This window comes from Natronomonas gomsonensis (assembly GCF_013391635.1).
GTDB classification, from domain to species: domain Archaea; phylum Halobacteriota; class Halobacteria; order Halobacteriales; family Haloarculaceae; genus Natronomonas; species Natronomonas gomsonensis_A.
Genome location: NZ_JACAWU010000002.1, coordinates 741,698 through 762,983 on the forward strand (window position 1 = coordinate 741,698; position 21,286 = coordinate 762,983).

The window sequence follows — 21,286 nt, forward strand, 5'->3', positions numbered from 1 at the left end:
ACTACGAGGTACAGCTATTTACGCCGGCGCCGAGAACCGACAGCCGATGAGCGAACTCTCGGGACTGTTCGCCCCGGAGCGGGTCGCCGTCGTCGGAGCGACCGACCGCAAGGGGTCGGTCGGGCGAGCCGTGATGGAGAACCTCGTGGCGGATTTCGAGGGGTCGGTCGTCCCGGTCAACCCGACCGAGGACCGGCTGTTCGACCGCCCCTGTTACGACGACGTAGCCGAGACCGGCGCCGACCTCGCCGTCGTCGTGGTGCCGGCCGCGACGGCCCTCGAGGTCATCGAGTCGGCAGGCGAGGCAGGTATCGAAAACGTCGTCGTGATTACCGCTGGGTTCGGCGAATCCGGCGGCGACGGCACCGCCCGCGAGGAGGCACTCGTCGACCTCGCGAACCGCTATGGGTTGAACCTCGTCGGGCCGAACTCGCTGGGTATCATCTCGACGCCGTCGGGACTGAACGCCACGTTCGGTCCGCGGAACGCCGACCCGGGTTCCATCTCGTTTATGAGCCAATCCGGCGCGTTCGTCACGGCCGTCCTCGATTGGGCCGCCGACCGCGACATCGGCTTCAACGACATCGTCTCCCTCGGCAACAAGGCCGTCCTCGACGAGACGGACTTCATCGAGGCGTGGGGGGCGGATTCGGGGACCGACGTGGTGTTGGGGTACCTCGAAAGCATCGAGGACGGCGAAGCGTTCGTCCGAACCGCACGCGAGGTGACTGCCGAGACGCCCGTCGTCGTCGTGAAGTCGGGGCGAACGGAGGCCGGCGCCCACGCCGCGGCCTCCCACACCGGCGCCATCGCCGGCAGTGAAGCGGCCTACGAGGCCGGATTGGATGGGGCGGGCGTCCTCCGCGTCGAGTCCGCCGAGGAGTTGTTCGACTTCGGCGCGATGTTGGCCGGCCAACCCATCCCGAACGCCGATGGTGTCGCCGTCGTGACCAACGCCGGCGGGCCGGGCGTGATGGCGACCGACGCCATCGGTGACGCAGCCCTCGACCTCGCCTCGCTCGGCGGGGAGACCCGTGCGGCGCTGGCCGACGTCCTCCCCCAGTCGGCGAGCGGGCAGAATCCGGTGGACATCATCGGCGACGCGCCGGTCGAACGCTTCGAGCGAGCCTTGGAGGTCGTCCTCGACGACCCTGCCGTCGGCGCGGCGGTCGTCATCGCCTGTCCGACCGCGACGCTGTCCTTCGAATCGTTGGCCGAGCGGCTGACCGCACTCGGAGAGACGCGAGAACAACCGGTCGCAGTCTGTCTGATGGGTGGTTCCTCGACCGAGGCGGCGGCGGAGACGCTCGCGGCGGCCGGCATGCCGACGTACTTCGACCCCGCTCGGGCCGTCCGGAGCCTCGAGGCGCTGTACGACTATCGGGAGATTCGGCGGCGCGAGTACGAAGCGCCGACGACGTTCGACGTCGACCGCGCCCGCGCCCGCGAGATTCTGGAGCGCGTCGAGGGCGCACGGGACAACCGACTCGGCATCGAGGCGATGGGACTGCTCGACGCCTACGGGATTCCGACCCCCGAAAGCGACATCGTCGACTCGCCGGGAGACGCCCGACGGGTCGCCGAAGCAATCGAGGGCGACGTGGTGATGAAAATCGTCTCGCCGGACATCCTCCACAAGACCGACGTCGGCGGGGTGGAAGTCGGCGTCGCGGACGCCGACGTAGCGGACATCTACGAGACCCTCCTTACGCGCGCTCGAAACTACCAACCCGACGCCCGCATCCTCGGCGTGCAGGTACAGGAGATGGTCGACCTCGACGACGGCGTCGAGACGATTCTCGGGTTGAACCGCGACCCGCAGTTCGGCCCGCTCGTGCTGTTCGGCCTCGGCGGCGTCTTCGTCGAGGTGTTCGAGGACACCACGCTCCGGGTCGCCCCGGTCTCCGAACCCGAGGCGGCGAGCATGATAGACGACATCGACGCGGCACCGCTGTTGCGGGGCGCACGCGGCCGGACGCCGGTCGACGAAGACGCCGTCGTCGAGACCATCCAGCGACTCTCACAACTCGTCACCGACTTCCCCGCTATCGTCGAACTGGACATCAACCCGCTGGTGGCGACGCCCGAGGGCGTCGTCGCCATCGACATTAGACTCACCGTCGACCCAGAAGCACTATGACCCTACTCGTCACCTCGACCGAAGAGAGCACAGGCAAGACCGCCGTCGCACTGGCGTTGGCCAAAGCCGCCCAGGAGCGCGGCGAGCGCGTCGGCTACATGAAACCCAAAGGGACACGACTGCAGTCGTCGGTCGGCAAGACCCTCGACGAGGACCCGCTGTTGGCTCGCGAGGTGTTGGACATCGACAGCCAGACCCACGAGATGGAGCCGGTCGTCTACTCCTCGACGTTCATTCAGGAGGCGATTCGCGGCCGCGAGGACCCCGAGGCCCTCCGGGAGCGAATCACCGAGGAGTTCGAGGCGCTGGCCGAAGACAGCGACCGGATGATACTCGAGGGCGGCGGGTCGCTGACGACCGGCGGTATCGTCGGATTGACCGACCGCGACATCGCCGAGTTGCTCGACGCGACGGTCGTCCTGGTCGTCCCCTACGCCCAACCGAGCGACATCGACGAGGTGTTGGCCGCCGCCGAGTACCTCGGCGACCACCTCGGTGGCGTGCTGTTCAACGCGGTTTCCGACGCGGCGTTCGACGGCCTCGCGAGCGACGTGGTCCCCTTCCTCGAAGGGCGGGGCGTCCGGGTGTTCGGAACCGTCCCGCGTGACCGCGACCTCGCGGGCGTCACGGTCGCGGAACTGGCCAGCGAACTCGGCGCCGACGTGCTGACCAGCGAGGCGCCGACCGACGGGCTCCTCGAGCGATTCGTCGTCGGTGCGATGACCGCCGGCGAGGCGCTCGGACAGCTCCGCCGGGTCCGCGACGCCGCGCTCATCACCGGCGGCGACCGGACCGACGTAGTGACAGCAGCCCTTGAGGCCTCCGGCATCGAGTGTCTGCTGTTGACTGGCGGGTTCAGGCCGCCCGAGGCCGTCCTCGGTCGTGCCGAAGCCGCCGACGTGCCGGTGTTGCTCGTGGGCGCCGACACCAAGACGACGCTCGACCGCGCCGAGAAGGTCATTCGCTCGGGACGGACCCGCGACACACACACCGTCGAGCGGATGGGCGAACTCCTGCGGGACTACGCGGACATCGACGCGATGCTCGAAGCGTAACTCAGTGTCGTTCGTCACCGTGTCACAATAAGTCACAATAAGCCGCGGTCGGTGCCACCCGTATGGACGAGATGGACGCCTTCGGTCGGATGGTCCTCGACTTCCACCGCGACGACTACGACGGCAGCGGCCGCTACCGGAGCCACACCGGCGCGACCCGCGACGGCCACCCCGAGTGGTACTTCGGTGACTCCTTTCCGCCGGAGAGCGAAGCGGCTCTGAAGCGAGTTCGCGAGACCGGCGGCACCGTCGTCGACGCCGGCTGTGGCGCCGGTTCGCACGCGCTCGCCCTCCAGCGGGAGGGAACCGACGTGGTGGCGACGGACGTGAGCGCGGGCGCACTCCGGGTTGCCCGCGACCGTGGCGTCGAACGGGTCGCCCGCGCAGACCTCCGGTCGCTACCGGTCGTCGCCGACTGCGTCTTTCTCGCCGGGACGCAGTTCGGCGTCGGCGGGACCGTCGGGGCGCTCCAGGAGACGCTGTCGGCGCTGGAAGACGCCACGACCGAAGGGGGTCGTGTCGTCGGTGACTTCAAAGACCCCTTCGCCGTCGCCGACGACCACGTCGCCGGACGGGAGGAACTGCTCGATTTCGACCGCGAAGCCGGGGTCGCGCGCCGCCGAATGCGAACCGAGTATCGCGACCTTGCAGGGCCGTGGCTGGACTTGCTCTGTCTCACGCCCGCGGCCGCTCGAGAAGCGATCGATGCGACGGCGTGGTCGGTCACCGACATCATCGAAGGCGACAGCGCGCGCTACTTCGTCGTCTGTGACCGTTGAGGACGCAATCGACGGCCGACCACAGAGTTAAGCCGGTTGCTATTGTTTAACACAGTGGAGCCGAACGGCTCCGTAGTGTCACACGGGGGTCACTCCCCCATCAGTCTGTGTGCGGGCAGGTGGGTTCCGGGGACTTATTGCTGAATCGAGGTTGACAAACTGGTCGAAACGCCTGTCGCGTCCACTCAGGCGTGCTGTTCGATTTTGTTCGCCAGCGTGGCCTTCTCTTGGACGCCGACCATTCGGTCTGCGGGTTCGCCGTCGACGAACAGATACAGCGTGGGAACGCCCTGGACCTGATACTGCTGGGCGATGTTCTGGTGGGCGTCGACGTCGACTTTCAGGACGGCTGCGTTCGTCTCGGCGGCGAGTTCCTCGACGGTCGGTTCGAGCATCTTGCAGGGCCCACACCAGTCGGCGTAGAAGTCGACCAACGCGACGCGGTTCTCTTCGAGGAGTTCCTCGAGGTGGCCGGCGCCAGTCACGTGGACCGGTTCGCTCGGCGAGCCGGCTTTAGCCGCCAGTTCCTCGCGTTTCTTCGCTCGAATGTCTTCGATGTCTTCGGCATCGCTCATGGGCTTACTAGTGGAATCGTGGTTTTAATCTCTTCGGGGGTGTGTCCGATGCACACGACCGGTGGTCGTCTGCAAAGCAGTTAATAGGTGTCGTCACGACCGGCCGCTATGGAGATGGAGTCCGTCCCCCAAGAAATCACGTCGCTCGTCGGTCGAGAAGTCTACTCGAACAAGGGCGTCTTCGTCGGTGAGGTCGAGGACATTCGCCTCGACCTCGACAGCGAAGTCGTCACCGGACTGGCCCTCGGTGAGGTCAACCGCGACCTCTTCGATACGCGCGTCAGTGGCTCGAAGGGCGTCATCATCCCGTATCGGTGGGTCCGAGCAGTCGGCGACATCGTCCTCGTCAACGACGTCGTCGAACGACTCCGAGAACCCGAAGAGGAAGAGGCACCGGCTTAATTCCCGTTCGTCCCTTCTCCCCCGCCGCTTCCGCCTTCGACACCCATCGCTTCGAACAGTTTCGTCCGGACTGCTTCCTCGGTGAGCGACAGCAGCGTCTCCCGGTTGTCGCCGGTTATCTCCAGTCCGGTGAAGATGCCGAGCGGGATTTCCGCGGAGGCATCCGTCGAGTGGCCGACCACTTCACCGATCTCCCCGAAGGCGTCCTGCAACACGTTGCCGATGTTCATCCGGATGTCCTTCGACCGAGCGGCGAGGTAAATCGTGTCGTCGGCGATGGCGAACACCGCCGAAGTCGTAATCCCCTCCAGATTGAGCAGGTGTTGGGCGGCCTGTGACAGCGCATCGCGGTCGCGGATGAACCCGGCGTTGGAGACGAGGTGACTCCCCTTGACCTCGCGATTCCGAATCGCCTCGGCGAGTACGTCCAGCGTCTCGGGACTCATCGACGGCGACTCGACCTGTTCGAGGGTGTCGTGGTTGGCGAACGGATAGAGATACGCCGCCGCGGTGAGGTCCGCCGGCGTCGTATCGCGTTTGAAATCGAGTGTTTCGGCCCGGATACCGTACAGTAGGGCAGTGGCGACCTCCTCCGGCGGCGTAATGTCGAACTCCTGAATGTACTTCGTTAGAATCGTCGACGTCGAGGAGACGTTCGGCCGGATGTCGGTGAACTCCGCGTCGTACTCGACTTCGGGTTCGAAGTGGTCGATGAAGATGTCGACGGGTCCGTCGACGACGGGGTCGGCAGCCTTCGCACAGTCGACGAGTGCGAGGTTGTCGTACCCCATGAGGTCGGCTTCCGACAGTGGCGTCAACTCGATACCCAAGAGGTTGACGAACGCGCGATTCTCCTGGTGTCCGATTTCGCCCTCGTAGAGGATGTCAGCGGAGACGTCGCGGGCGTTCGCGATAGCCTGCAGCGCGACGGCCGAGGCGATGGAGTCCGGACCGGGCGAGCGGTGGGCGAGGATGGCCAGCGACTCGCCGGAGTCGATGACGTCGGCCAGTTGCGTGGCCTTGAACTCCAATTCGCCCTGTTCGAGTGCGCGAAGCGCCGAGTCCGCGATGACCGCCGAGGGGTTGATGACCACGTCGGCGCCGGCTTCGGTGAGTTCGTCGGCGGTGACGGGGTCGGAGGCGCGGACGATGATGAACTTGTCTTCGGCGCGCTCGCGGATGGTTTCGACCGCCACCTTGTTGGCCTCGACGTCGGGCGAGAGGATGAGGATGACATCGCGGTCGGAGACAGCTTGAGCCGCCGCCTCCTCGGCGATGTCGGCGGTGCGGGCGTCGAGGTCCTGGTCCCGAAGCGCCTCCACGCGACCCTCGTCGCGGTCGAGAATCAGTACGTCTTTTCCCTCCGCGACGAGTTCCTCCGCGACGGCGTGGCCGACGCTTCCGCAGCCGAGAATCGCATACGTCGACATCGAAGCCATCGAGATGGCGCTGCTCATGATAGCCGCCTCGACGGCCGGGACGTACTTAATTTGCCCGTACCGTCCGAACCGTGTGATGGCGTCCCGCTGGGGCGTGGGAACGCAACCTATTTGAATCAACCGCGGTTACGTGGATTTGCAGGGCCGATAGCTCAGCCAGGGAGAGCGTCTGGCTCTTAACCAGACGGTCGGGGGTTCAAATCCCCCTCGGCCCGCTTTTACGAGGAGCAACCTACCGAGCAGTGCCGAGCGACAGCGAGGCCTGCGAGAAACCACGTGACGAGCAAAGCGGCACAGGGATTTGAATCAGGGAGGAGCTCTGCTCCGACCGTGGTTCAAATCCCCCTCGGCCCGCTTTTGTGAGAAGCAACCTATCGAGTAGCGCCACCTCTCACCGCCCGACGAACCAGCGCCACTGCTCTTCGAGCGGCCCCTCGACATCCGCGAGTAACTGCTGGGCGCGTTCGACGCGGGCCTCGCTGTCGAGACGAGGGTACAGTCGTGCGGCGATTGCGGGGATGGCGTGGAACAGCCGAAGCGTCTCGCCGGTCGCTTCGAACGTCCACGTACCCGTTTCGAGGTCGAATTCGCTCGCGAGTGCGGCCTCGACCTCGGTGGTGTCGGCCGGGGAACGGGAGTCACGGTCGAGTTCCGCGAAGACGTCCTCGCCCGCTGTCGTCCGCCATCCCAGCGGGGCGACCGCACCGACGGTGCCGCCCGCCCGAAGCACGCGTCGCGTTTCAGCGACGGTTCGTTCGGGGTTCGGCGCCAAAAACAGCAATGCGGTGAACGCGACGGCGTCGAAGGTATTCGAGCTGAAGGGTAGATTGTCGAAATCACCCTGAACGCGTTCGGGGACCGTACACTCCCGGAGCATCTGTCGGCTCAAATCCAAGGCGACGGGGGTCGCCCCACGCTGTTCGAAGGCACGGGCGCTGATGCCCGACCCGGCGCCAGCGTCGAGGATAGATTCGATACCACCCGACCCCTGGTCGGCCATCCGGTCGTACAGCCGCAGTGCGAGTTCCCTGAACCGCCCCGTTCGAGTCTCGTACTCCGCATAGGAGACGGTACTGATGTCGAAGTTCTTCTGGATGTGCTCTTTCATACGCCGGGATTCAGCGGCCTGCTAAATGTGTGTGATGGGCTGTCGCCCCGAGCCGTCATCCGTACGTCAGACGCAGGGCCGGATATTACTGTGGATTAAGGTGTTGCCTGATATATCAGGAATCCGTTTTTTATTCCAATCTTCCCTTGGTAACAGTAGTCACACTACCAAGGGTGTGACTCGGGGCACACCATGAGCATGAACACCTACGTTTGCAGTCGATGTGGAGAGCAGTTCGATGCACACGCTTCGGCCGAAACCGCACGGTTGGGGTACTGCAGCCGGCGGTGTATGAACGCGGTACGGCAGTAAGTGAACGGCGCGTCGGGGCAGCGAGTGGGCCACGCTATCGGAGACAATTCCGTCACCGCTGTTTGGCGCAACCGCCCTGCGGCACCCCAAAGAGTACGCCACAGCCAGTGGACTGTTCGAACGGGTCCGTCCGGCAGCGTCAGTTATCGGGACTGTAGTTCGGCGCTTCGTCGGTGATGACCACGTCGTGGGCGTGGCTCTCTGTCTGGCCGGCCGAGGAGACGCGAACGAACTCCGACCGTTCCTTGAACTCCGGAATCGTCTCGGCGCCGACGTACCCCATGCCGGACTGCATTCCACCGACGAGTTGGTGGAGTTCGGATTCGAGCGAACCTTTGTACGGCGTGGCGGCTTCGACGCCCTCGGGGACGTACTCCTCGTCTTCGGGGTCGTCTTTGAGATAGCGGTCGCCGCCACCGGACTTCATCGCGCCGACAGAGCCCATGCCGCGGTACTGCTTGTAGCGCTTGCCGTTCATCGTGATGACGCGGCCGGGTGCCTCGTCGGTGCCGGCGAAGTACGACCCGAGCATCACGGCGTCGGCGCCGGCTGCGATGGCCTTGATGGCGTCACCGGAGTAGCGAATCCCACCGTCGGCGATGACGGGCACGTCGTGTTGGGTCGCAACGTCGGCGACCTCGGCGACGGCCGTAATCTGGGGCATTCCGGACCCGGAGACGATGCGAGTCGTACAGATGGAGCCGGGACCGATCCCGACCTTGACGCCGTCGGCGAAGTCGACGATGGCCTCGGCGGCCTCCCGCGTGCCGACGTTGCCGACCACCACGTCGGCGTCGACCTCGGCTTTGATTTCGCGGGCGGAGTCGATGACGTCGAGGTTGTGCGCGTGCGCACAGTCGATGAACACGATGTCGGCACCGGCCGCGTCGGCCGCCAACGCGCGGTCGGTCTCGAAGGGACCGACGGCGACGCCGACGACGAGCGAGCCGTCGGAGGCCCGTGCGGCGTTGTCGTACTCCCGTCGTGCGAGGATGCCCTGCATCGTCACCAGCCCCGTCAGGCGCTCTTCCTCGTCGACGATGGGAACGCGCTCGATTTTGTGTTCGTACATGAGTTCGAGCGCCTCGCGGGCGGTTACGTCTTCGCCGGCGGTGATGACCTCGTCGGTCATCGCCTCACGGACTTCGTCGCGGTCGCCGACCTCGAGGTACGGCCGGATGTCCGTTCCCGAGATGATGCCGAGGACCACGTCATCGTCGTCGACGACCGGCGCCCCGGAGACGCCCTCTTTCCCCATCATGCGGTCGACCTCCCGGACGGTCTGTTCGGGCGAGGCCGTGACCACGTCGCGGATGATGAGTTCGTCGGCCCGTTTGACCGTCTCGACGTGTTCTGCGGTCTCCTCGACGGTCATGTTCCGGTGGAGGACGCCGAGGCCACCTTCGCGGGCCATCTCGATGGCCAGTTCGGCTTCGGTGACGGTGTCCATCGCCGCCGAGAGAACGGGAATGTTCAGCGTGACGTTCGTCGACACGCGGGTCGCCATGTCGGCGTCGTCCGGTTCGACGCGGCTCTCCTTGGGACGGAGGAGTACGTCGTCGAACGTCAATGCCTCAGGTACGCGGAGTTTCTCCGAGAAGGGTTCGTCGCTCGCCATGTAAACCGTCGGAATCCCCCGCCCAAAAGCGTTGCGAGAGCGCTACCGTCCGTCACCGACACACACGGCCGGCCCGTTCCGTGGCTTTGTCGACACCGATGTCCGAACGTGTACATCGGCGCCCGATGGTGGATGTTCGTCCGACTCACGTGTGAATGTCGGACGATTCGTCGGGGAATCCCGCTGGTCTGTACCCACTCGTCAGATGCATGCGGACAATACTCACACAACACTTATGATTCAGTCAACTGTTGCCTCATGTATGGACTCCGCCAGTCCCATCGCACAGCGTATCGCCGGGCAATCCAGCCTCGCTACCGGCATTTTCTTTACATTTGCGATGTGGACAAATAAAGCGGAGAACGTCGCACCCATCCGGACCCGCAACCGCTCCGGACACGTCAGAGGGTATCGCGACATCCACCGCCGTTCGTCCCATGGTGAGGGTCGCCCCGCCTGACGAATGAGCGCATCACGCCACCCGATTGCGTTACGCCTCGAGCGACAGGTCGGTGAAGGGACGCGCCTGCTCGCGACTGTCATGGCGCTGCCGCTCATCGATGGTATCTTTACGGCGCTCATCGTCGCCGGCGCGGTTTCAGACCTCCTCGGTATGGTCGAGGTCGGGCTGCTTATCTTCGGTGGCAGCGCGACGCTCGCCGTCGTCCTCGCCGAGATGGAGGGCTCCCGACGCGACCGCATCAAGAACGTCCTGCTCGTCGGCGCGCTCGTCGTCCCCCTCGCAGCACTGCAGGCCACTATCGCTCCGACCATCGCCTCGGTGCTCGATATGGTCATCTTCGAGCGCTTCGCCGCACTCGTCATCCTCGCCATCGCGGCGAAGACCGCGAGTGCGACCGTCGGCGAATACCTTCCCCGACCCAGCGTCATCATCGGCCTCGGTCTCGTCGCGAGTTTCCGACCGACGGCCTTCGAGTTCGGCTTCGTCGCCGACCCGATGTTCGTCGTCTACGGCACCGGTGCCGCCGTCGTCGGCGTCGCCTTCGCGCTGGCCGTCGCCGGACTCGGCCCCTGGCTCCGTGGGAACGTCGACATCGACCGCTTCCGCTTCGGCAGCGCGGTCGCTCTGGGCGTCCTCCCGCTGACCATCCTCGAAGTCGGCCCAATCACGGGCGAGGAACCGCTGGCACTCATCGTCCTCGCGGTCACCGGCCTCTTCGCCTTCAACCCCGAGGGGGCGATGGACGCGTCCTCCGAAGACGCGGATGCTGCGGCCGCAACCGACGGTGGTGACCCCGACCCAGACGCCGATGACCCCTTCGAGGAAGACGTCGAAGACGCCGTCGAACGCGTCGACGAAGAAGAGTCCTCCGCCCCCGGTAGTCCCGAGGGCGACCGCGCTCCGTGGCTGTAAAGCCTTAGGGCCCTCGGCGCCACTCCTCCTGTATGGCCGACAACCGCGTCGTCGAGGGTCGCATGGTCACGCCCGGAAAGCTCGCCGAACTCATCGAAGGCGAGCGCGTCATGGACACCGAAGGCATCGAGGACACCGACCGGGACTGTCCCGACTGCGGTGGCGATGTCATCTCGGTGGGCTACATGCCGAGCGTCACCGAGTTCGTCACCGGCTACAAGTGTCAGGAGTGTGGTTGGAGCGAAACCGACCGCTAATCCGGGAGTATCTGCCCCCAGAGGACTTTTTCGAGTAGTTCGACTCGGAGCGGTTCTTCTACTCGAATCTGACAGGACAGCCGCGGATACCCCCACCGTTCGGCGGCCGCGTCGTGCCACTGCGACGGCTCGGGAGCGTCCTCGATTCGGACGCCACAGGTGCCACACAGCCCCCGGCCGCCGCAGTTCGCCACCCGTGACACCGAACCGTACACCTCGAAGCCCCGCTCCAGCAGGGCGTCCCGAAGCACCGTTCCATGCGGCACCTCGATGGTCGTCTCGTACTCTCCGTCGACGACGGTCACTGGAACGCGCTCAGGCATACCCTCACTTCGTGCGGCACCGCCAAAGTCGATGTGCCGAATCGAAACCCCTTTAGGAAGAAGGGAAGTACGGGGAATCGAGGGGACGTGGCCAAGCCAGGCATGGCGGCTGACTCCAGAGGCCACGCGCCCGGTGACGAGACTCCAGACTGATATACCGAGCGGACGACTGATCATCGCTCCGCGTTGACGACCCTCTGGAGGACCGAGGCGCTACACCGGAGATATCAGTAGATCGGGGGTTCAAATCCCTCCGTCCCCATACTCATCTTAAAGAAACTGACTGCATACTAATATGTTTATACTGCGGCGAGAGTATCAAATCAGACCTATCTGTGAAAATCGTGGGAGGATAAGGAAACCGTCGGAACGACTGCAAGCCGGGATAGATGCTTGAGGAGGCGTTCTCCGGGCCGATTAAACCGTTTGAACGGTAATGAAATCGGTAGAACGCCGTCCAACGGTTTCCCTGATTTATGCCTCTCACAGCCGTCGCGTCGAATGCAATGTCAGTCTCAAAAACGATGGTGGCGGTGCTGGCAGTAATGCTCGTTGCTGGAAGCGGTGCCGCAGTAACGGGTCTGGCCCAAACGGATGGCGGCGCGTCGTCGGCGTCCGTATCCGACTTGGAGATGGATGCAACGCTCGATAACGAAACCGTCACGGTGACTGTGACTGACGACGGCACGCCCGTAGAGAACGCCTCGGTCACCGTCGAAGGGGAAGAAGAGGTAACTGTCACAACCGACGCGGACGGGACCGCGACAGTCAATCAGTCAGCGCTCAGTGAAGACGACGAGTCCCTCGAGGAGCTCGAAGTCGAGTACGAGTCCGACCACGCGGAGGGCGAACTGGAGTACGTCGTTGCAGATGACTCGCTAACCCTCGTCGAAGAGAAATACGAATACGATGTCGATGAAGGAGAGGACGAGGCGGATGACGATGAGAGCGAGGACGACGAACGCGACGAGTCCGAGGAGGATGACGATGAATCCGAGGAAGAAGAGGACGAAGAGGCAGATGACGACGATGATGAGGAAGACGACGAAACTGAAGAAGACGCCTAACCGTTTGTAAGGTCTCCCACTCTACGGACGGCAAGCAGAGTTTTTTCGCCGACCCACTTCATTTTCCCACGTTTTAAGAAAGAAATCAGGCTATCGGCCACTTGTAGAGGCGTTGTTCTCCGTTCCGTTCTCAACTGAAGATTATTTCTAAAAAGAGGGAGGGGATGTGCTAAGGTAGAGTGTCAAGATGTGGGCTGGAGACAGTAGGCGTGCCCCGGCGTTTCGACGACGGTTTCGGTGTCGTCGTTCCAGTATCCCGAGATATCCGCCCGTTCGGCGTAGTAGATGCGGCCGTCGTGTGGCACCGCTTCGCTGGTCACGTGGCCGATGTTCCCGACGCGCCAGCGGACGTCGCCGGTGTCCTTTTCGAGGGCGTACAGATTGGTGTCGTAGGAGCCGACGAGGACGGCGTCGGCGGTGACGGTGAGCGAACCGATGACGTGTCCGCCGACGTACGTCGACCATAGTTCCTCACCCGTCTCAGTATCCAGCGCGTGGACGTGTCGGTCGTCGCTGCCGACGTAGACGACGCCCGAGTCGGGGTCGATGCCTGGGTTCGACATGGTGACGGCACCGGTCTCGAAGGACCACTCCTCGCTGCCGTCTTCGAGGTCGAGCCGATAGAAGTAGCCGTCCCAGGACCCGACGAAGGCGCCGCCCTCGTAGGTCGGGATGGTGCCCTTGATTTCGGCGTCGGTTTCGAACTCCCACACTGGTTCGAGGGAGGGAAACTCCCAGCAGTAGCAGACGCCGTCGTTAGAGCCGGTGAGCATTCGCTCGGTGGCGGGGTCGATAGCGGTCGAGGGGTGTGGCATCCCCCAGAGCCGGTCGTCGTGCCACAGCGGTCGGCCCGTTTCGGCGTCGAGTGCCCACATCGTCCCCGAGGGCTCCTGCCAGGGGTAGTTGTACTCGGCGACGACGTAGAGGACGCCGTCCCAGTAGGCGGGGCTGGAGCCGATGGCGATGGCGCCGTGGAGCCGCCAGTTCGAGGTCTTCCACACCATCTCGCCGCTTTGTACGTCGAAGGCGTACATCGAGCCGTCGTAGCCGCCGATGTAGCCAGTGTCGCCGACGATGGTCGGCGTGCCGTGAAAGCCGAGGCTTGTCGAGGCACCTGTCTCGACAGTCCACTGTCGGTCGCCGTCCGGCGTCACCGCGTGCAGTTTGCCGGTGTCGTCGGGGATGATGAGGCGGTCGCCGGCCGGCGTCGGTCGGGGACTGGATTTCGCGGCGGTATGGCCGATTTCGTTCATCGGTATCGACCACTCGACGTCGACCGACTGGGGGACGACCGCGTCCGGGTAATACCCCAATCGTCGGGTTCCGCGGCGGAACATCGTCACGTCGTCTCTGGACGGGTACGTCTCGTCGTACGGGAGAATCTCGGGGTCGAACGACGACTGGTCGCGGTCGTAGCCGAGCCCCGGAAGGCTCGTACAACCGGCGAGGGCGGCGACCGCGGCGGTACCGGCGCTTCCGAGAAACCGACGCCTCCCGACTCGACCGCGCTCGCTCGGACCGTCTCCGGATTCGGACATCTGCCGGCGGTTCGACCCGACTCGACATAGATGCCTCGGTTACCCCATCGAGGCGCACTCAGTACGCTGCGATGCCGGCTTCGATGCGGTCCAATCCGGTTTCGAGGCGGTCCATCGAGTTGGCAAAGGAAAGCCGGAGTCGACCTTCGCCGGCCGTACCGAAGCCGCTTCCGGGCGCCAGAACGACACCGTGTTCCTCGAGGAGGTACTTCGCGAACGTGAGGGAGTCGGCGTCGACTGCCGGGTCGAGAAACGCGTAGAAGGCTCCTTCCGGCCGGGGCGCCGACAGGCCGTCGATAGCCTCGATTCGGTCGCCGACGTAGTCGCGGCGACGCCGGAACGCCTCGTACATCTCCTCGAAGGGCTCCTGTGGACCGGTTAGTGCCGCGATGGCGGCGTGCTGGGAGATACTCGACGCACACGCTGTCGTCGATTCCCGCACCTTCAGTACCTCGTCGACGACGCTTCTATCCCCCGCGAGCCATCCGAGACGCCAGCCGGTCATCGCGTAGGTCTTCGAACAGGACCCGACCGTGAGAACATGGTCGGGATGGTCGGTGAGTGCTGCGATGCCGCGCGGTTCGCGGTCGTAGGTCAATCCGGCGTACACCTCGTCGGCAATGACGTAGACGCCGTGGTCGGCGGCCGCCTCGACCACCGTCCGAATCGCTTCCGGGTCGTACACCCGTCCCGTCGGGTTCGAGGGCGTCGTGAGAACGACCGCTGCCGTCGCCGGCCTCATCCGGTCGATGAGTCGGTCGGCGTCGAGGTCGAAGCCGGTTTCGGGCGCCATCGGCACCTCGACCGGTTCGCCGTCGGCGAGAAACGCCTGTGTCGCGTAGTTGGGCCACGCCGGCCCAGGGTACAGCAACTCCTCGCCCGGTCCGACGGTGGCCAGCGTCGCCAGGTGGAGGGCCTCCATTCCGCCGACGGTGACGACGACCTCTTCGGGATCGTGTTCGACGCCGTAGTCGGTGGCCATCGCGTCGCATATCGCCCGTCGGCACTCGGGAAGACCGGCGTTGGAGGTGTAGTGGGTCGCCCCCTCGCGAGCCGCGGTCGCGGCCGCCTCGACGACGTGGTCCGGTGTGTCGAAGTCCGGTTCGCCGACCTCCAGACGGACGATGTCGCCCTCCGTCCGGTCCGCGAGGTCGTACATCACGCGAATCTGCGAACGCTGTGCTCGCCGGACCCGGTCAGTCGGTTCGTGCATGGCGACTCCTCGAACCGGGTGCAGTAAACTCGCTCGTTCCGTGGGTCAGCAATCAGTTCGCTTCGTCGAGGATCTCCTTCAGGCGGCTTTTGCCCAGTTCCTCGATGAGGACGGAGAGTTCGAGGATTTTCTCTTCGCCCAACTCCTCGACCAGCGCCTCTATCTCGTCGGGAGTGAACGTTCGTGCGAGACTCGCCATCGTCTCGACGACCTCGGCCGTCCGGTCGGCGACCTCCGACGACGGCGCCACCGTGAGGGGACGGTTCACGAACTCCCCGTCCTTGTAGTAACAGAACCGGAGTTGGTTCTCGTCGCTGGACTCCGGGGTGACGATTTGGACGACGCCGTAGCCGTCCTCCCACTCGTCGACTTGCTGCTCCAGCAGTGTCCTGTATCTCATCGTCCCAACGGTTCTGCCGTGTGTAATTAAGCGTTTTCGCTTGGAACCATCTTGGATTTACTCGGCTGAGACACAGTTTACGGTCCCGGGGGGCAACCATCGAGCAGAGAGCTACATCTCCGCACCGACCGCCATTATCAAGTATATCATACCCTTGTTCGCTTATGTATGCAAGTGATAACGGTTGTAAAAGTGTGAATTTCATTCTCGAAAGTTTCTCGGGCAGAACTCTCGACCCCATAGAATCGCGTTCCCCGGACGATACAGATAACAAATTTAACTATGTTATTTTTAGACGGTCAAAATCGAGCCCAAACCGCCGGATACCGCGGGAAGGAGCGGGGGCTTTCAGAACGATTCGATGCGACGGTCCGCCTCGACGTTCGCTGCGTCTTCGGGAAGCAACGCGACGACGAGGTACTCGCTGTGCTCCGCGACGTACTCCACGAGCGTCGCGATTCGGTTCGCGTCGATGGCCTCCAGCGAGTCAAGAACCATGAACGGGACGGTCTCGTACACCTCGTGGGCTAGATAGCCGGCGAGCGCGAAAATGAGCCCGGTCACTTCGCGTTCGCTCTCCGAGAGATGGTCGACGGTGTCCTCGTAGGTCGTCCCCGACTCCGTCTGCCGGATGATGTGTAAATCGAAGACGCTCTTGGTGACCTTCCGACGACCCTCCCGTACCTGCTTTTCCGTCCGCTCCAGCCAGATGCGGGCGAGGTTGTCGTACTCGAGGAGGTCCAACACCGTCTCCATGTGTTCGTTGAACGCCTCGATTGCCTGCCCTTCGATGCGTTCGATTTTCGTTCGCAACTCCTGGATCTCCTCCGAAACCGCTTCTTTTCGCGTTTCGAGTTCGGTCTCCTCCTCGAGTCGTGCTTCGATCGTCTCGATGTTGTCCTCGACGCGTTCGAGGTCGTTTTCGAGTGTCCCGAGGTCGTATTCGAGCTGATTGGCCTCCTTGTGGAGGTCGAGGACCTCCTCGTAGGAGTCGTCCTCGAGTTCTTCGATTTCCGCTTCGACGCTCTCGATCTCATCGCGGAGCTCTTCTCGACGCTCGGAGAGCCGTTCGATACGGACCTCCGTCTCCTCGATTTCGTCTTCGAGTTCCCGTTTGCGGCGGTCGAGACGTTCACGCTGGCGCTGTTGGTCCTTTCGGTCCCGGCGCTTCCCCTTCAACTCCTCGAGTTCGTCGTCGATGTCGTTGATTTCGCTGACCGTCTCTTGGCTCAGGCTTCGCAGTTTTTCGATGGTCGACTCGATTTGAGCGGCGTCGACTTCGCTCCCACAGGTCCAACACGTCACGCTGTCGTCGGGCAGGAGTTCGTCGGTCACGCCCGCACCGCCGTCACCGTCGCGGAGGGCATCCGACACCTCGTCGCCGGACTCTTCGAGCATCTCCTGATTGAACCCGATGACGCTCTGGAGTTCGTTCAACTCGGACTCCAAGCCCTGTTTTCGGGTCCGCAAGGTGTCGATTCGACTCTCGATTTCCTCTAGATCCCCTGCCGGTGTCTCCGGGAGTTCATCGTACTCCGCCTCGACATCCTGTTTTTCGCTCCGGAGTGACTGGAGGCTGTCCTCTTCAGTTTCCAGTTCGTACCGGACGTCTTCGAGGTCCGAACGCGTCTCACGCAGCTCCTCCAGTTTCGCCTCGAGTTCGGCCTGCTCCTCGCGGCTCTGTTCGACGTCGGCGTCCTTGGATTCGATTTGCTCTTCGAGCGCTTCGAGTTCCGACGTCGTCTCCTCGATTTGGTTTCGAAGCCGGGTGCGCTTTTCCTCCAGGGACGGCAGTCGGTCCTTGAGCGAATCCAACTCGTCGATCTCCTCCGAGAGTTCCTGTCGCTTCTCGACGAGTCGGTCGATTTCCGCCTGAATCTCGTCGGTGTCGACGGGACGCATGATGAGGTCACGGAGGTCCGCGTCGGTCACGACGGCCCGACGGGCTTCGTTGGACTCGAGCAGGAACGCAAAGAGGTCGGCAACCGTGGGGTCATCGAGGTATGGGTCGCCTCCGGTCTGTATCGTTCCGTTCCGACGTTGGAGCGTTCGCGTGTACGTTTCTCCGCCGATGGCCAACTCCACGCGGGCCTCCTCGGCGTCGCCCTTCATCGAGACGTTGTCGCTCCCGAGCGCGGCCATGATGGCCTGCAGCAACGAGGTTCTATTCGTCGCATTGCGGCCTGCCAGTACCGTCACCCCCGGCTCGAAGTCGACATCGGCCTCGTCGATGCCTCCGATGTTACGGACCGAAATTCGGCTACCGGGTTCGGTCTGCTTCGTACTCATATATCAGTTCAATCGATTGAGTCACATATCAAGGTTTGGGACCCGTCAGGAATCGAACGGGACGCCGACTGTCACTCAGAATCGCAGTTACAGCCACCACGGTCGAACAGTTCGAGAACGTCGAACTGGGTGTTGCAGTCCTCACAGATGACCTGAATCTCCGCCAGCGTCCGGAACTCACCAAGCGTGAGGTGGCCGCCATCTCGGAGTTGTTCGAGTTTCCCCTCGGTGACCGAGACCATTCGCCCGCGCAGTTTCTGGACGTTCGTCGCTTCCCGCTCTAGAGGGTCGGTCTCGGCGGGCGTGTACTCCGCGCCCCGGTGCTCCTTGAGATACGTCCGAATCGCCTGATAGGTGACGAAATCTCGTTGCAGAGCGTCGACGTCGACGCCGTCGCGTTCGAGCCGCCGCTGAATCCGTGTCGATTCCGCACTGCTCACGTCGTCGTCCGTCAACAGCCGGTAGGTGTTCTCCAGCTCCCCATCGAGGTGTTGAACGTTCGCCGCTTCGAGGGCCTCTCGGAGGAGTTCCTGATTGAACTGTGCGGCCAATTCCCGGAGGCTGCTCCGGTCCTCGTCGGCGGTCCAGCGCTGTTCGAGTTCCGCGCCGAGACCCTGGAGGTCGTACTCCTCGATGAGTCGGGCGACCTTGCTCCGCCGGCCACGCCCGGACCCCGGTGTGTCGTCGGACTGGTCCATATCCACCTCAACGGGAGTGGGCTGGTTGTACCTTTCGTCTTGTGAACAGAACACCCGTATCGGGTCCGATACGGGGCCGAAGGTCGATACTTCTCTGTCGCCACACAACAGATAACGCTTATAGACATAAGCGGATGATATTGGTATAGCATTGTGTAGATGGTGGTTCGAGATGCAGTTCTCACTGCGCTGGAAATATGGAGCGTGCTTTATCCGGTCGCGTTCTACACCGAACACGATGAGTCCCGACGAGGGGAGCCGATACGCTTTCGTCTGCCCGGGGTGTGCGGAGTCCATAGCGGTAGACGAGTCGATGAGAAACGTGCTCCTCGAGCGGGGCTGTGTCATCTGTGAGACCACGGTGACGACCGCAGCGTTCAGGCGAATCCGGTCGATTGATACGCGAGAGCTGTGACAAAGCCCGACCCTCGCAAGCGACGACCGAAACGAACGCGGCGTCACCCAGTACGCCGAGCTTACTGTCGGAGGGCGGACCTCCCGGTGTGCTCCCGAACCGTATCGACGCGTCCGAGGAGGTAGCGTCCGCTTTCCCGTCGGTTTCGGCTGCATACTGAAGTGATTCCTTTCGAATCGTAGGAGACGTACATGCCGTCAGGGATTCGAGCCACAGTGGAGTTCACACGTCGCGACGTTTGCCCGGTGGTAAATCTCTCGGAGGCGGCAGAGACGACGGTTCACTCCTTGACGGCCAACGTCTGTCCCTCGGGCTGTTCGGAGAGCGTGACCGAATTCACGCTGGAGGCCGACCGCGCTCCGGACGGGGACCTCACGCCGATTTTTTCGCGGGGCTCGACACACCGGTATCGGCTGTCCCACGACGGTGACGCGAACTGTCCGTGTGAGTGTCTCGGAGAGATCGGTTGTCCGGTGACCCGGTACGTCGCCCGGGAGGGGACGCTTACGGTGGTGTTCCACGCAGCCGACTACGACCAACTGCAGGCGGCAATCGGCGAACTCCGCGAGCGGTTCCCCGAGGTGAACGTCAAACGGTTCGTTCGGTCCCCGCCCGACGGCCAGCCACGGGACACCGTCTCCGTAAACCGCAGCAAACTCACGGCCCGTCAACTCGAAGTGGTGGAGACGGCTTACGAACGGGGCTACTTCGAGCGGCCGCGTCGGGCTAACGCCACCGAAATCGCGGCCGAACTCGGTATCAATCCATCGACGTTCAGAGAACACCTCACCGCAGCGGAGTCGAAAATCCTCGGCGACGTACTGTGACGGTCGAAAGCGGCTGGCGCGGGAGATAATAAACGTGCCCGGATACTGTGGGTGTGGGTTCCTGCCGTCGGCCGGTGACAGAATGAAGTATGAGCCAGTCATCGAAATCGTTTCCGAGCGACGACACCGACCGGTCGTCCCAGCGGGTTCGTGCAGTCGACGCCGAACCGGCGAAACAGCGGCTGCTCGATGCGCTCGACGACCGCGGCTGTCGTGCGATTCTCGATGCGACGAGCGACGAGGTGCTGTCCGCAAACGAGGTTTCCGAAACCTGTGACCTCCCGCTGTCGACGACCTATCGGAAACTCGATTTGCTCACCGACTCCGGACTGCTCGAAGAGCGGACTCGCATCCGACGGTCCGGGAAACACGCGAGCGAATTCTACCGGGCAGTCGAGGACGTTCTCGTCTCCCTCGGCACCCACGGTGGGATTTCACTGCACGTGATACACCGAGAGCATGCCGAGAAAGTCGTCCCGACCGTCCCTCGTTGAGGTCGGCAACGTGTTCAGCTGCCCCGTAGTGGTCGCCTTACCAGTCATCCGGAGTCGCGAGACTTATACTATCCCCAATCATGGACCCCTATAATGGACTGTACGAATTTTACTGAGGGGAACGTGATTTCACTCGAAGACCGCCTCCCCAGTGAAGCCGTAGTGAACGCGGTCGCCGATGTGGAGGATTCGGATGCGACGGACCTGCCGCCGCTGTACGGCGCCATCGACACCGATGCGTTGGACGCCATCTTCGCCGGGAACGCCGCCGCGAGCGTCACGTTCGAGTATCACGGATACACGGTCACCGTCGAGGATAACGAAGTCGTCTTCGTCCAACAGTAAACGAACGTTCGTCTCAGCACGCCGGACTGATTCTTATTCGATGAGAAACGGGGCGAGGGATTTCCCCGCGCTGGCCGAAGCGAGACCATGTACGAGAGAATCCTGGTCGGAACCGACGGTAGCGAAGCGGCAAACCGCGCGATAGCCCACGCGCTCGAGCAGGCGGAGCGCCACGACGCCACGCTTCACGGTATCTTCGTCGTGGACACGTCTCGCTACGACGAGCCGGCGCTGAGCAGCGAGGAGTTGGTGACCGACGACATCGAGGACAAGGGGCGAGAGTACCTCGAAGCGCTCGAACAGCAGGCGCGTGACCTCGACATCGAGTTCGTCCGACGGTCCTGCCACGGTCGGCCACACGAGGAGATTATTAGTTACGCCGACGACATCGACGCCGACCTGATAGTGCTGGGCTATCAGGGCCAATCACACACCCAAACCGACACCATCGGAAGCGTGACCGAGCGCGTGGTTCGAAGCGGCGTTCGCCCCACGTTCGTCGCCTGAGGGAGCCTACAGCCGTTGCGACGGAGCGCAACTGCTCGACGGTCTGGAAACGGTGGCGAAGGCAGGGACCTGCCATATCGAGATTTCCTGCCCTCGCCTACGGAACACCC

At 63.5% G+C, this 21,286-nt stretch carries 23 protein-coding genes and 2 tRNA genes; 15 read left to right on the forward strand and 10 right to left on the reverse strand.

Going from position 1 to position 21,286, the window contains the following annotated elements; translation table 11 throughout:
- Nucleotides 1-46: 46 nt before the first annotated feature.
- The 3 genes from HWX69_RS12280 to HWX69_RS12290 all read left to right on the forward strand — a co-directional run bounded on the left by HWX69_RS12280 (nucleotide 47) and on the right by HWX69_RS12290 (nucleotide 3,974).
- Entirely contained in the window at nucleotides 47-2,140 is a 2,094-nt protein-coding gene (locus tag HWX69_RS12280; protein WP_178917388.1) for an acetate--CoA ligase family protein, read from the forward strand.
- The gene (locus HWX69_RS12285; RefSeq protein WP_178917389.1) at nucleotides 2,137-3,195 is read left to right on the forward strand and encodes a phosphotransacetylase family protein; all 1,059 of its coding nucleotides are present in this window, start codon (nucleotides 2,137-2,139) and stop codon (nucleotides 3,193-3,195) included. Before HWX69_RS12280 ends, HWX69_RS12285 begins: the two co-directional genes overlap by 4 nt.
- A gap of 62 nt (nucleotides 3,196-3,257) precedes the next feature.
- The gene (locus HWX69_RS12290; protein ID WP_178917390.1) at nucleotides 3,258-3,974 is read left to right on the forward strand and encodes a class I SAM-dependent methyltransferase; all 717 of its coding nucleotides are present in this window, start codon (nucleotides 3,258-3,260) and stop codon (nucleotides 3,972-3,974) included.
- 185 nt (nucleotides 3,975-4,159) lie between these two features.
- On the opposite strand, the gene trxA is transcribed toward HWX69_RS12290, so the two are convergent.
- Nucleotides 4,160-4,549 carry a thioredoxin gene (gene trxA / locus HWX69_RS12295; protein ID WP_178917391.1) on the reverse strand — a complete coding sequence of 130 codons (390 nt, stop codon included), beginning with the start codon at nucleotides 4,547-4,549 and terminating at the stop codon, nucleotides 4,160-4,162.
- Between the two features lie 114 nt (nucleotides 4,550-4,663).
- Between trxA and HWX69_RS12300 the strand changes: the two genes are divergently transcribed.
- Nucleotides 4,664-4,951, forward strand: a complete 288-nt coding sequence (locus tag HWX69_RS12300; RefSeq protein WP_156710423.1) for a PRC-barrel domain-containing protein — start codon at nucleotides 4,664-4,666, stop codon at nucleotides 4,949-4,951.
- On the opposite strand, the gene HWX69_RS12305 is transcribed toward HWX69_RS12300, so the two are convergent.
- A complete protein-coding gene (locus tag HWX69_RS12305; protein WP_178917392.1) occupies nucleotides 4,948-6,408 on the reverse strand; it encodes a DHH family phosphoesterase in 1,461 nt (486 codons plus the stop codon). The genes HWX69_RS12300 and HWX69_RS12305 overlap by 4 nt on opposite strands.
- Nucleotides 6,409-6,531: 123 nt before the next feature.
- On the opposite strand from HWX69_RS12305, the gene HWX69_RS12310 reads away from it, so the two are divergent.
- A tRNA-Lys gene (locus tag HWX69_RS12310) sits at nucleotides 6,532-6,605 on the forward strand.
- Nucleotides 6,606-6,781: 176 nt separating this feature from the next.
- Here the strand turns inward: HWX69_RS12310 and HWX69_RS12315 are convergent.
- Both HWX69_RS12315 and guaB read right to left on the reverse strand, forming a co-directional pair.
- Nucleotides 6,782-7,498, reverse strand: coding sequence for a class I SAM-dependent methyltransferase (locus HWX69_RS12315; RefSeq protein WP_178917393.1), 717 nt, complete (start codon nucleotides 7,496-7,498; stop codon nucleotides 6,782-6,784).
- A gap of 451 nt (nucleotides 7,499-7,949) precedes the next feature.
- A complete protein-coding gene (guaB, locus tag HWX69_RS12320) occupies nucleotides 7,950-9,428 on the reverse strand; it encodes an IMP dehydrogenase (RefSeq protein ID WP_178917394.1) in 1,479 nt (492 codons plus the stop codon).
- A 262-nt stretch (nucleotides 9,429-9,690) separates the two neighbouring features.
- On the opposite strand from guaB, the gene HWX69_RS12325 reads away from it, so the two are divergent.
- The 3 genes from HWX69_RS12325 to HWX69_RS12335 are packed head-to-tail and all read left to right on the forward strand — an operon-like array spanning nucleotide 9,691 to nucleotide 11,060.
- Complete coding sequence (locus HWX69_RS12325; RefSeq protein WP_178917395.1) at nucleotides 9,691-9,888, forward strand: hypothetical protein; 198 nt, start codon at nucleotides 9,691-9,693, stop codon at nucleotides 9,886-9,888.
- A 3-nt stretch (nucleotides 9,889-9,891) separates the two neighbouring features.
- Complete coding sequence (locus HWX69_RS12330; RefSeq protein ID WP_178917396.1) at nucleotides 9,892-10,803, forward strand: DUF5794 domain-containing protein; 912 nt, start codon at nucleotides 9,892-9,894, stop codon at nucleotides 10,801-10,803.
- 32 nt (nucleotides 10,804-10,835) lie between these two features.
- The gene (locus tag HWX69_RS12335; RefSeq protein ID WP_178917397.1) at nucleotides 10,836-11,060 is read left to right on the forward strand and encodes a DUF5795 family protein; all 225 of its coding nucleotides are present in this window, start codon (nucleotides 10,836-10,838) and stop codon (nucleotides 11,058-11,060) included.
- Here HWX69_RS12335 and HWX69_RS12340 read toward each other — a convergent pair.
- Nucleotides 11,057-11,383, reverse strand: a complete 327-nt coding sequence (locus tag HWX69_RS12340; RefSeq protein WP_178917398.1) for a 2Fe-2S iron-sulfur cluster-binding protein — start codon at nucleotides 11,381-11,383, stop codon at nucleotides 11,057-11,059. The two genes, HWX69_RS12335 and HWX69_RS12340, sit on opposite strands and share 4 nt — an antisense overlap.
- A gap of 81 nt (nucleotides 11,384-11,464) precedes the next feature.
- On the opposite strand from HWX69_RS12340, the gene HWX69_RS12345 reads away from it, so the two are divergent.
- Nucleotides 11,465-11,645, forward strand: a tRNA-Trp gene (locus HWX69_RS12345).
- 244 nt (nucleotides 11,646-11,889) lie between these two features.
- A complete protein-coding gene (locus HWX69_RS12350; protein WP_178917399.1) occupies nucleotides 11,890-12,450 on the forward strand; it encodes a hypothetical protein in 561 nt (186 codons plus the stop codon).
- 182 nt (nucleotides 12,451-12,632) lie between these two features.
- Here HWX69_RS12350 and HWX69_RS12355 read toward each other — a convergent pair whose 3' ends face one another.
- From HWX69_RS12355 to rdfA, 5 genes are all read right to left on the reverse strand, one after another.
- Nucleotides 12,633-13,988, reverse strand: a complete 1,356-nt coding sequence (locus tag HWX69_RS12355) for an outer membrane protein assembly factor BamB family protein (RefSeq protein ID WP_178917400.1) — start codon at nucleotides 13,986-13,988, stop codon at nucleotides 12,633-12,635.
- A 58-nt stretch (nucleotides 13,989-14,046) separates the two neighbouring features.
- Nucleotides 14,047-15,201 carry a pyridoxal phosphate-dependent aminotransferase gene (locus HWX69_RS12360; protein ID WP_178917401.1) on the reverse strand — a complete coding sequence of 385 codons (1,155 nt, stop codon included), beginning with the start codon at nucleotides 15,199-15,201 and terminating at the stop codon, nucleotides 14,047-14,049.
- A gap of 52 nt (nucleotides 15,202-15,253) precedes the next feature.
- Nucleotides 15,254-15,601: a hypothetical protein gene (locus HWX69_RS12365; protein WP_178917402.1), complete on the reverse strand. Its 348-nt coding sequence runs from the start codon at nucleotides 15,599-15,601 to the stop codon at nucleotides 15,254-15,256.
- A 348-nt stretch (nucleotides 15,602-15,949) separates the two neighbouring features.
- A complete protein-coding gene (locus tag HWX69_RS12370) occupies nucleotides 15,950-17,890 on the reverse strand; it encodes an archaea-specific SMC-related protein (RefSeq protein ID WP_178917403.1) in 1,941 nt (646 codons plus the stop codon).
- Nucleotides 17,891-17,961: 71 nt separating this feature from the next.
- On the reverse strand, nucleotides 17,962-18,588 hold the full coding sequence (rdfA, locus tag HWX69_RS12375; protein WP_156708853.1) for a rod-determining factor RdfA: 627 nt from the start codon (nucleotides 18,586-18,588) through the stop codon (nucleotides 17,962-17,964).
- Nucleotides 18,589-18,826: 238 nt separating this feature from the next.
- Here rdfA and HWX69_RS12380 point away from each other — a divergent pair, with 238 nt between their 5' ends.
- From HWX69_RS12380 to HWX69_RS12400, 5 genes are all read left to right on the forward strand, one after another.
- On the forward strand, nucleotides 18,827-19,003 hold the full coding sequence (locus tag HWX69_RS12380) for a DUF7560 family zinc ribbon protein (protein ID WP_178917404.1): 177 nt from the start codon (nucleotides 18,827-18,829) through the stop codon (nucleotides 19,001-19,003).
- Nucleotides 19,004-19,194: 191 nt separating this feature from the next.
- Entirely contained in the window at nucleotides 19,195-19,830 is a 636-nt protein-coding gene (locus HWX69_RS12385) for a helix-turn-helix domain-containing protein (protein ID WP_178917405.1), read from the forward strand.
- An 89-nt stretch (nucleotides 19,831-19,919) separates the two neighbouring features.
- Complete coding sequence (locus HWX69_RS12390) at nucleotides 19,920-20,324, forward strand: winged helix-turn-helix domain-containing protein (protein ID WP_178917406.1); 405 nt, start codon at nucleotides 19,920-19,922, stop codon at nucleotides 20,322-20,324.
- A 93-nt stretch (nucleotides 20,325-20,417) separates the two neighbouring features.
- Nucleotides 20,418-20,669 (forward strand): HalOD1 output domain-containing protein, encoded by a 252-nt coding sequence (locus HWX69_RS12395; RefSeq protein ID WP_156708856.1) that lies wholly within the window; start codon nucleotides 20,418-20,420, stop codon nucleotides 20,667-20,669.
- Nucleotides 20,670-20,756: 87 nt separating this feature from the next.
- A complete protein-coding gene (locus HWX69_RS12400; protein WP_178917407.1) occupies nucleotides 20,757-21,176 on the forward strand; it encodes a universal stress protein in 420 nt (139 codons plus the stop codon).
- Nucleotides 21,177-21,286: the final 110 nt, after the last annotated feature.

Coding starts and splice junctions, on each gene's coding strand:
- HWX69_RS12280 (WP_178917388.1), top strand. CDS start 47: ATGAGCGAACTCTCGGGACTGTTCGCCCCGGAGCGGGTCGCCGTCGTC.
- HWX69_RS12285 (WP_178917389.1), top strand. CDS start 2,137: ATGACCCTACTCGTCACCTCGACCGAAGAGAGCACAGGCAAGACCGCC.
- HWX69_RS12290 (WP_178917390.1), top strand. CDS start 3,258: ATGGACGAGATGGACGCCTTCGGTCGGATGGTCCTCGACTTCCACCGC.
- trxA (WP_178917391.1), bottom strand. CDS start 4,549: ATGAGCGATGCCGAAGACATCGAAGACATTCGAGCGAAGAAACGCGAG.
- HWX69_RS12300 (WP_156710423.1), top strand. CDS start 4,664: ATGGAGTCCGTCCCCCAAGAAATCACGTCGCTCGTCGGTCGAGAAGTC.
- HWX69_RS12305 (WP_178917392.1), bottom strand. CDS start 6,408: ATGAGCAGCGCCATCTCGATGGCTTCGATGTCGACGTATGCGATTCTC.
- HWX69_RS12315 (WP_178917393.1), bottom strand. CDS start 7,498: ATGAAAGAGCACATCCAGAAGAACTTCGACATCAGTACCGTCTCCTAT.
- guaB (WP_178917394.1), bottom strand. CDS start 9,428: ATGGCGAGCGACGAACCCTTCTCGGAGAAACTCCGCGTACCTGAGGCA.
- HWX69_RS12325 (WP_178917395.1), top strand. CDS start 9,691: ATGGACTCCGCCAGTCCCATCGCACAGCGTATCGCCGGGCAATCCAGC.
- HWX69_RS12330 (WP_178917396.1), top strand. CDS start 9,892: ATGAGCGCATCACGCCACCCGATTGCGTTACGCCTCGAGCGACAGGTC.
- HWX69_RS12335 (WP_178917397.1), top strand. CDS start 10,836: ATGGCCGACAACCGCGTCGTCGAGGGTCGCATGGTCACGCCCGGAAAG.
- HWX69_RS12340 (WP_178917398.1), bottom strand. CDS start 11,383: ATGCCTGAGCGCGTTCCAGTGACCGTCGTCGACGGAGAGTACGAGACG.
- HWX69_RS12350 (WP_178917399.1), top strand. CDS start 11,890: ATGTCAGTCTCAAAAACGATGGTGGCGGTGCTGGCAGTAATGCTCGTT.
- HWX69_RS12355 (WP_178917400.1), bottom strand. CDS start 13,988: ATGTCCGAATCCGGAGACGGTCCGAGCGAGCGCGGTCGAGTCGGGAGG.
- HWX69_RS12360 (WP_178917401.1), bottom strand. CDS start 15,201: ATGCACGAACCGACTGACCGGGTCCGGCGAGCACAGCGTTCGCAGATT.
- HWX69_RS12365 (WP_178917402.1), bottom strand. CDS start 15,601: ATGAGATACAGGACACTGCTGGAGCAGCAAGTCGACGAGTGGGAGGAC.
- HWX69_RS12370 (WP_178917403.1), bottom strand. CDS start 17,890: ATGAGTACGAAGCAGACCGAACCCGGTAGCCGAATTTCGGTCCGTAAC.
- rdfA (WP_156708853.1), bottom strand. CDS start 18,588: ATGGACCAGTCCGACGACACACCGGGGTCCGGGCGTGGCCGGCGGAGC.
- HWX69_RS12380 (WP_178917404.1), top strand. CDS start 18,827: ATGAGTCCCGACGAGGGGAGCCGATACGCTTTCGTCTGCCCGGGGTGT.
- HWX69_RS12385 (WP_178917405.1), top strand. CDS start 19,195: ATGCCGTCAGGGATTCGAGCCACAGTGGAGTTCACACGTCGCGACGTT.
- HWX69_RS12390 (WP_178917406.1), top strand. CDS start 19,920: ATGAGCCAGTCATCGAAATCGTTTCCGAGCGACGACACCGACCGGTCG.
- HWX69_RS12395 (WP_156708856.1), top strand. CDS start 20,418: ATGGACTGTACGAATTTTACTGAGGGGAACGTGATTTCACTCGAAGAC.
- HWX69_RS12400 (WP_178917407.1), top strand. CDS start 20,757: ATGTACGAGAGAATCCTGGTCGGAACCGACGGTAGCGAAGCGGCAAAC.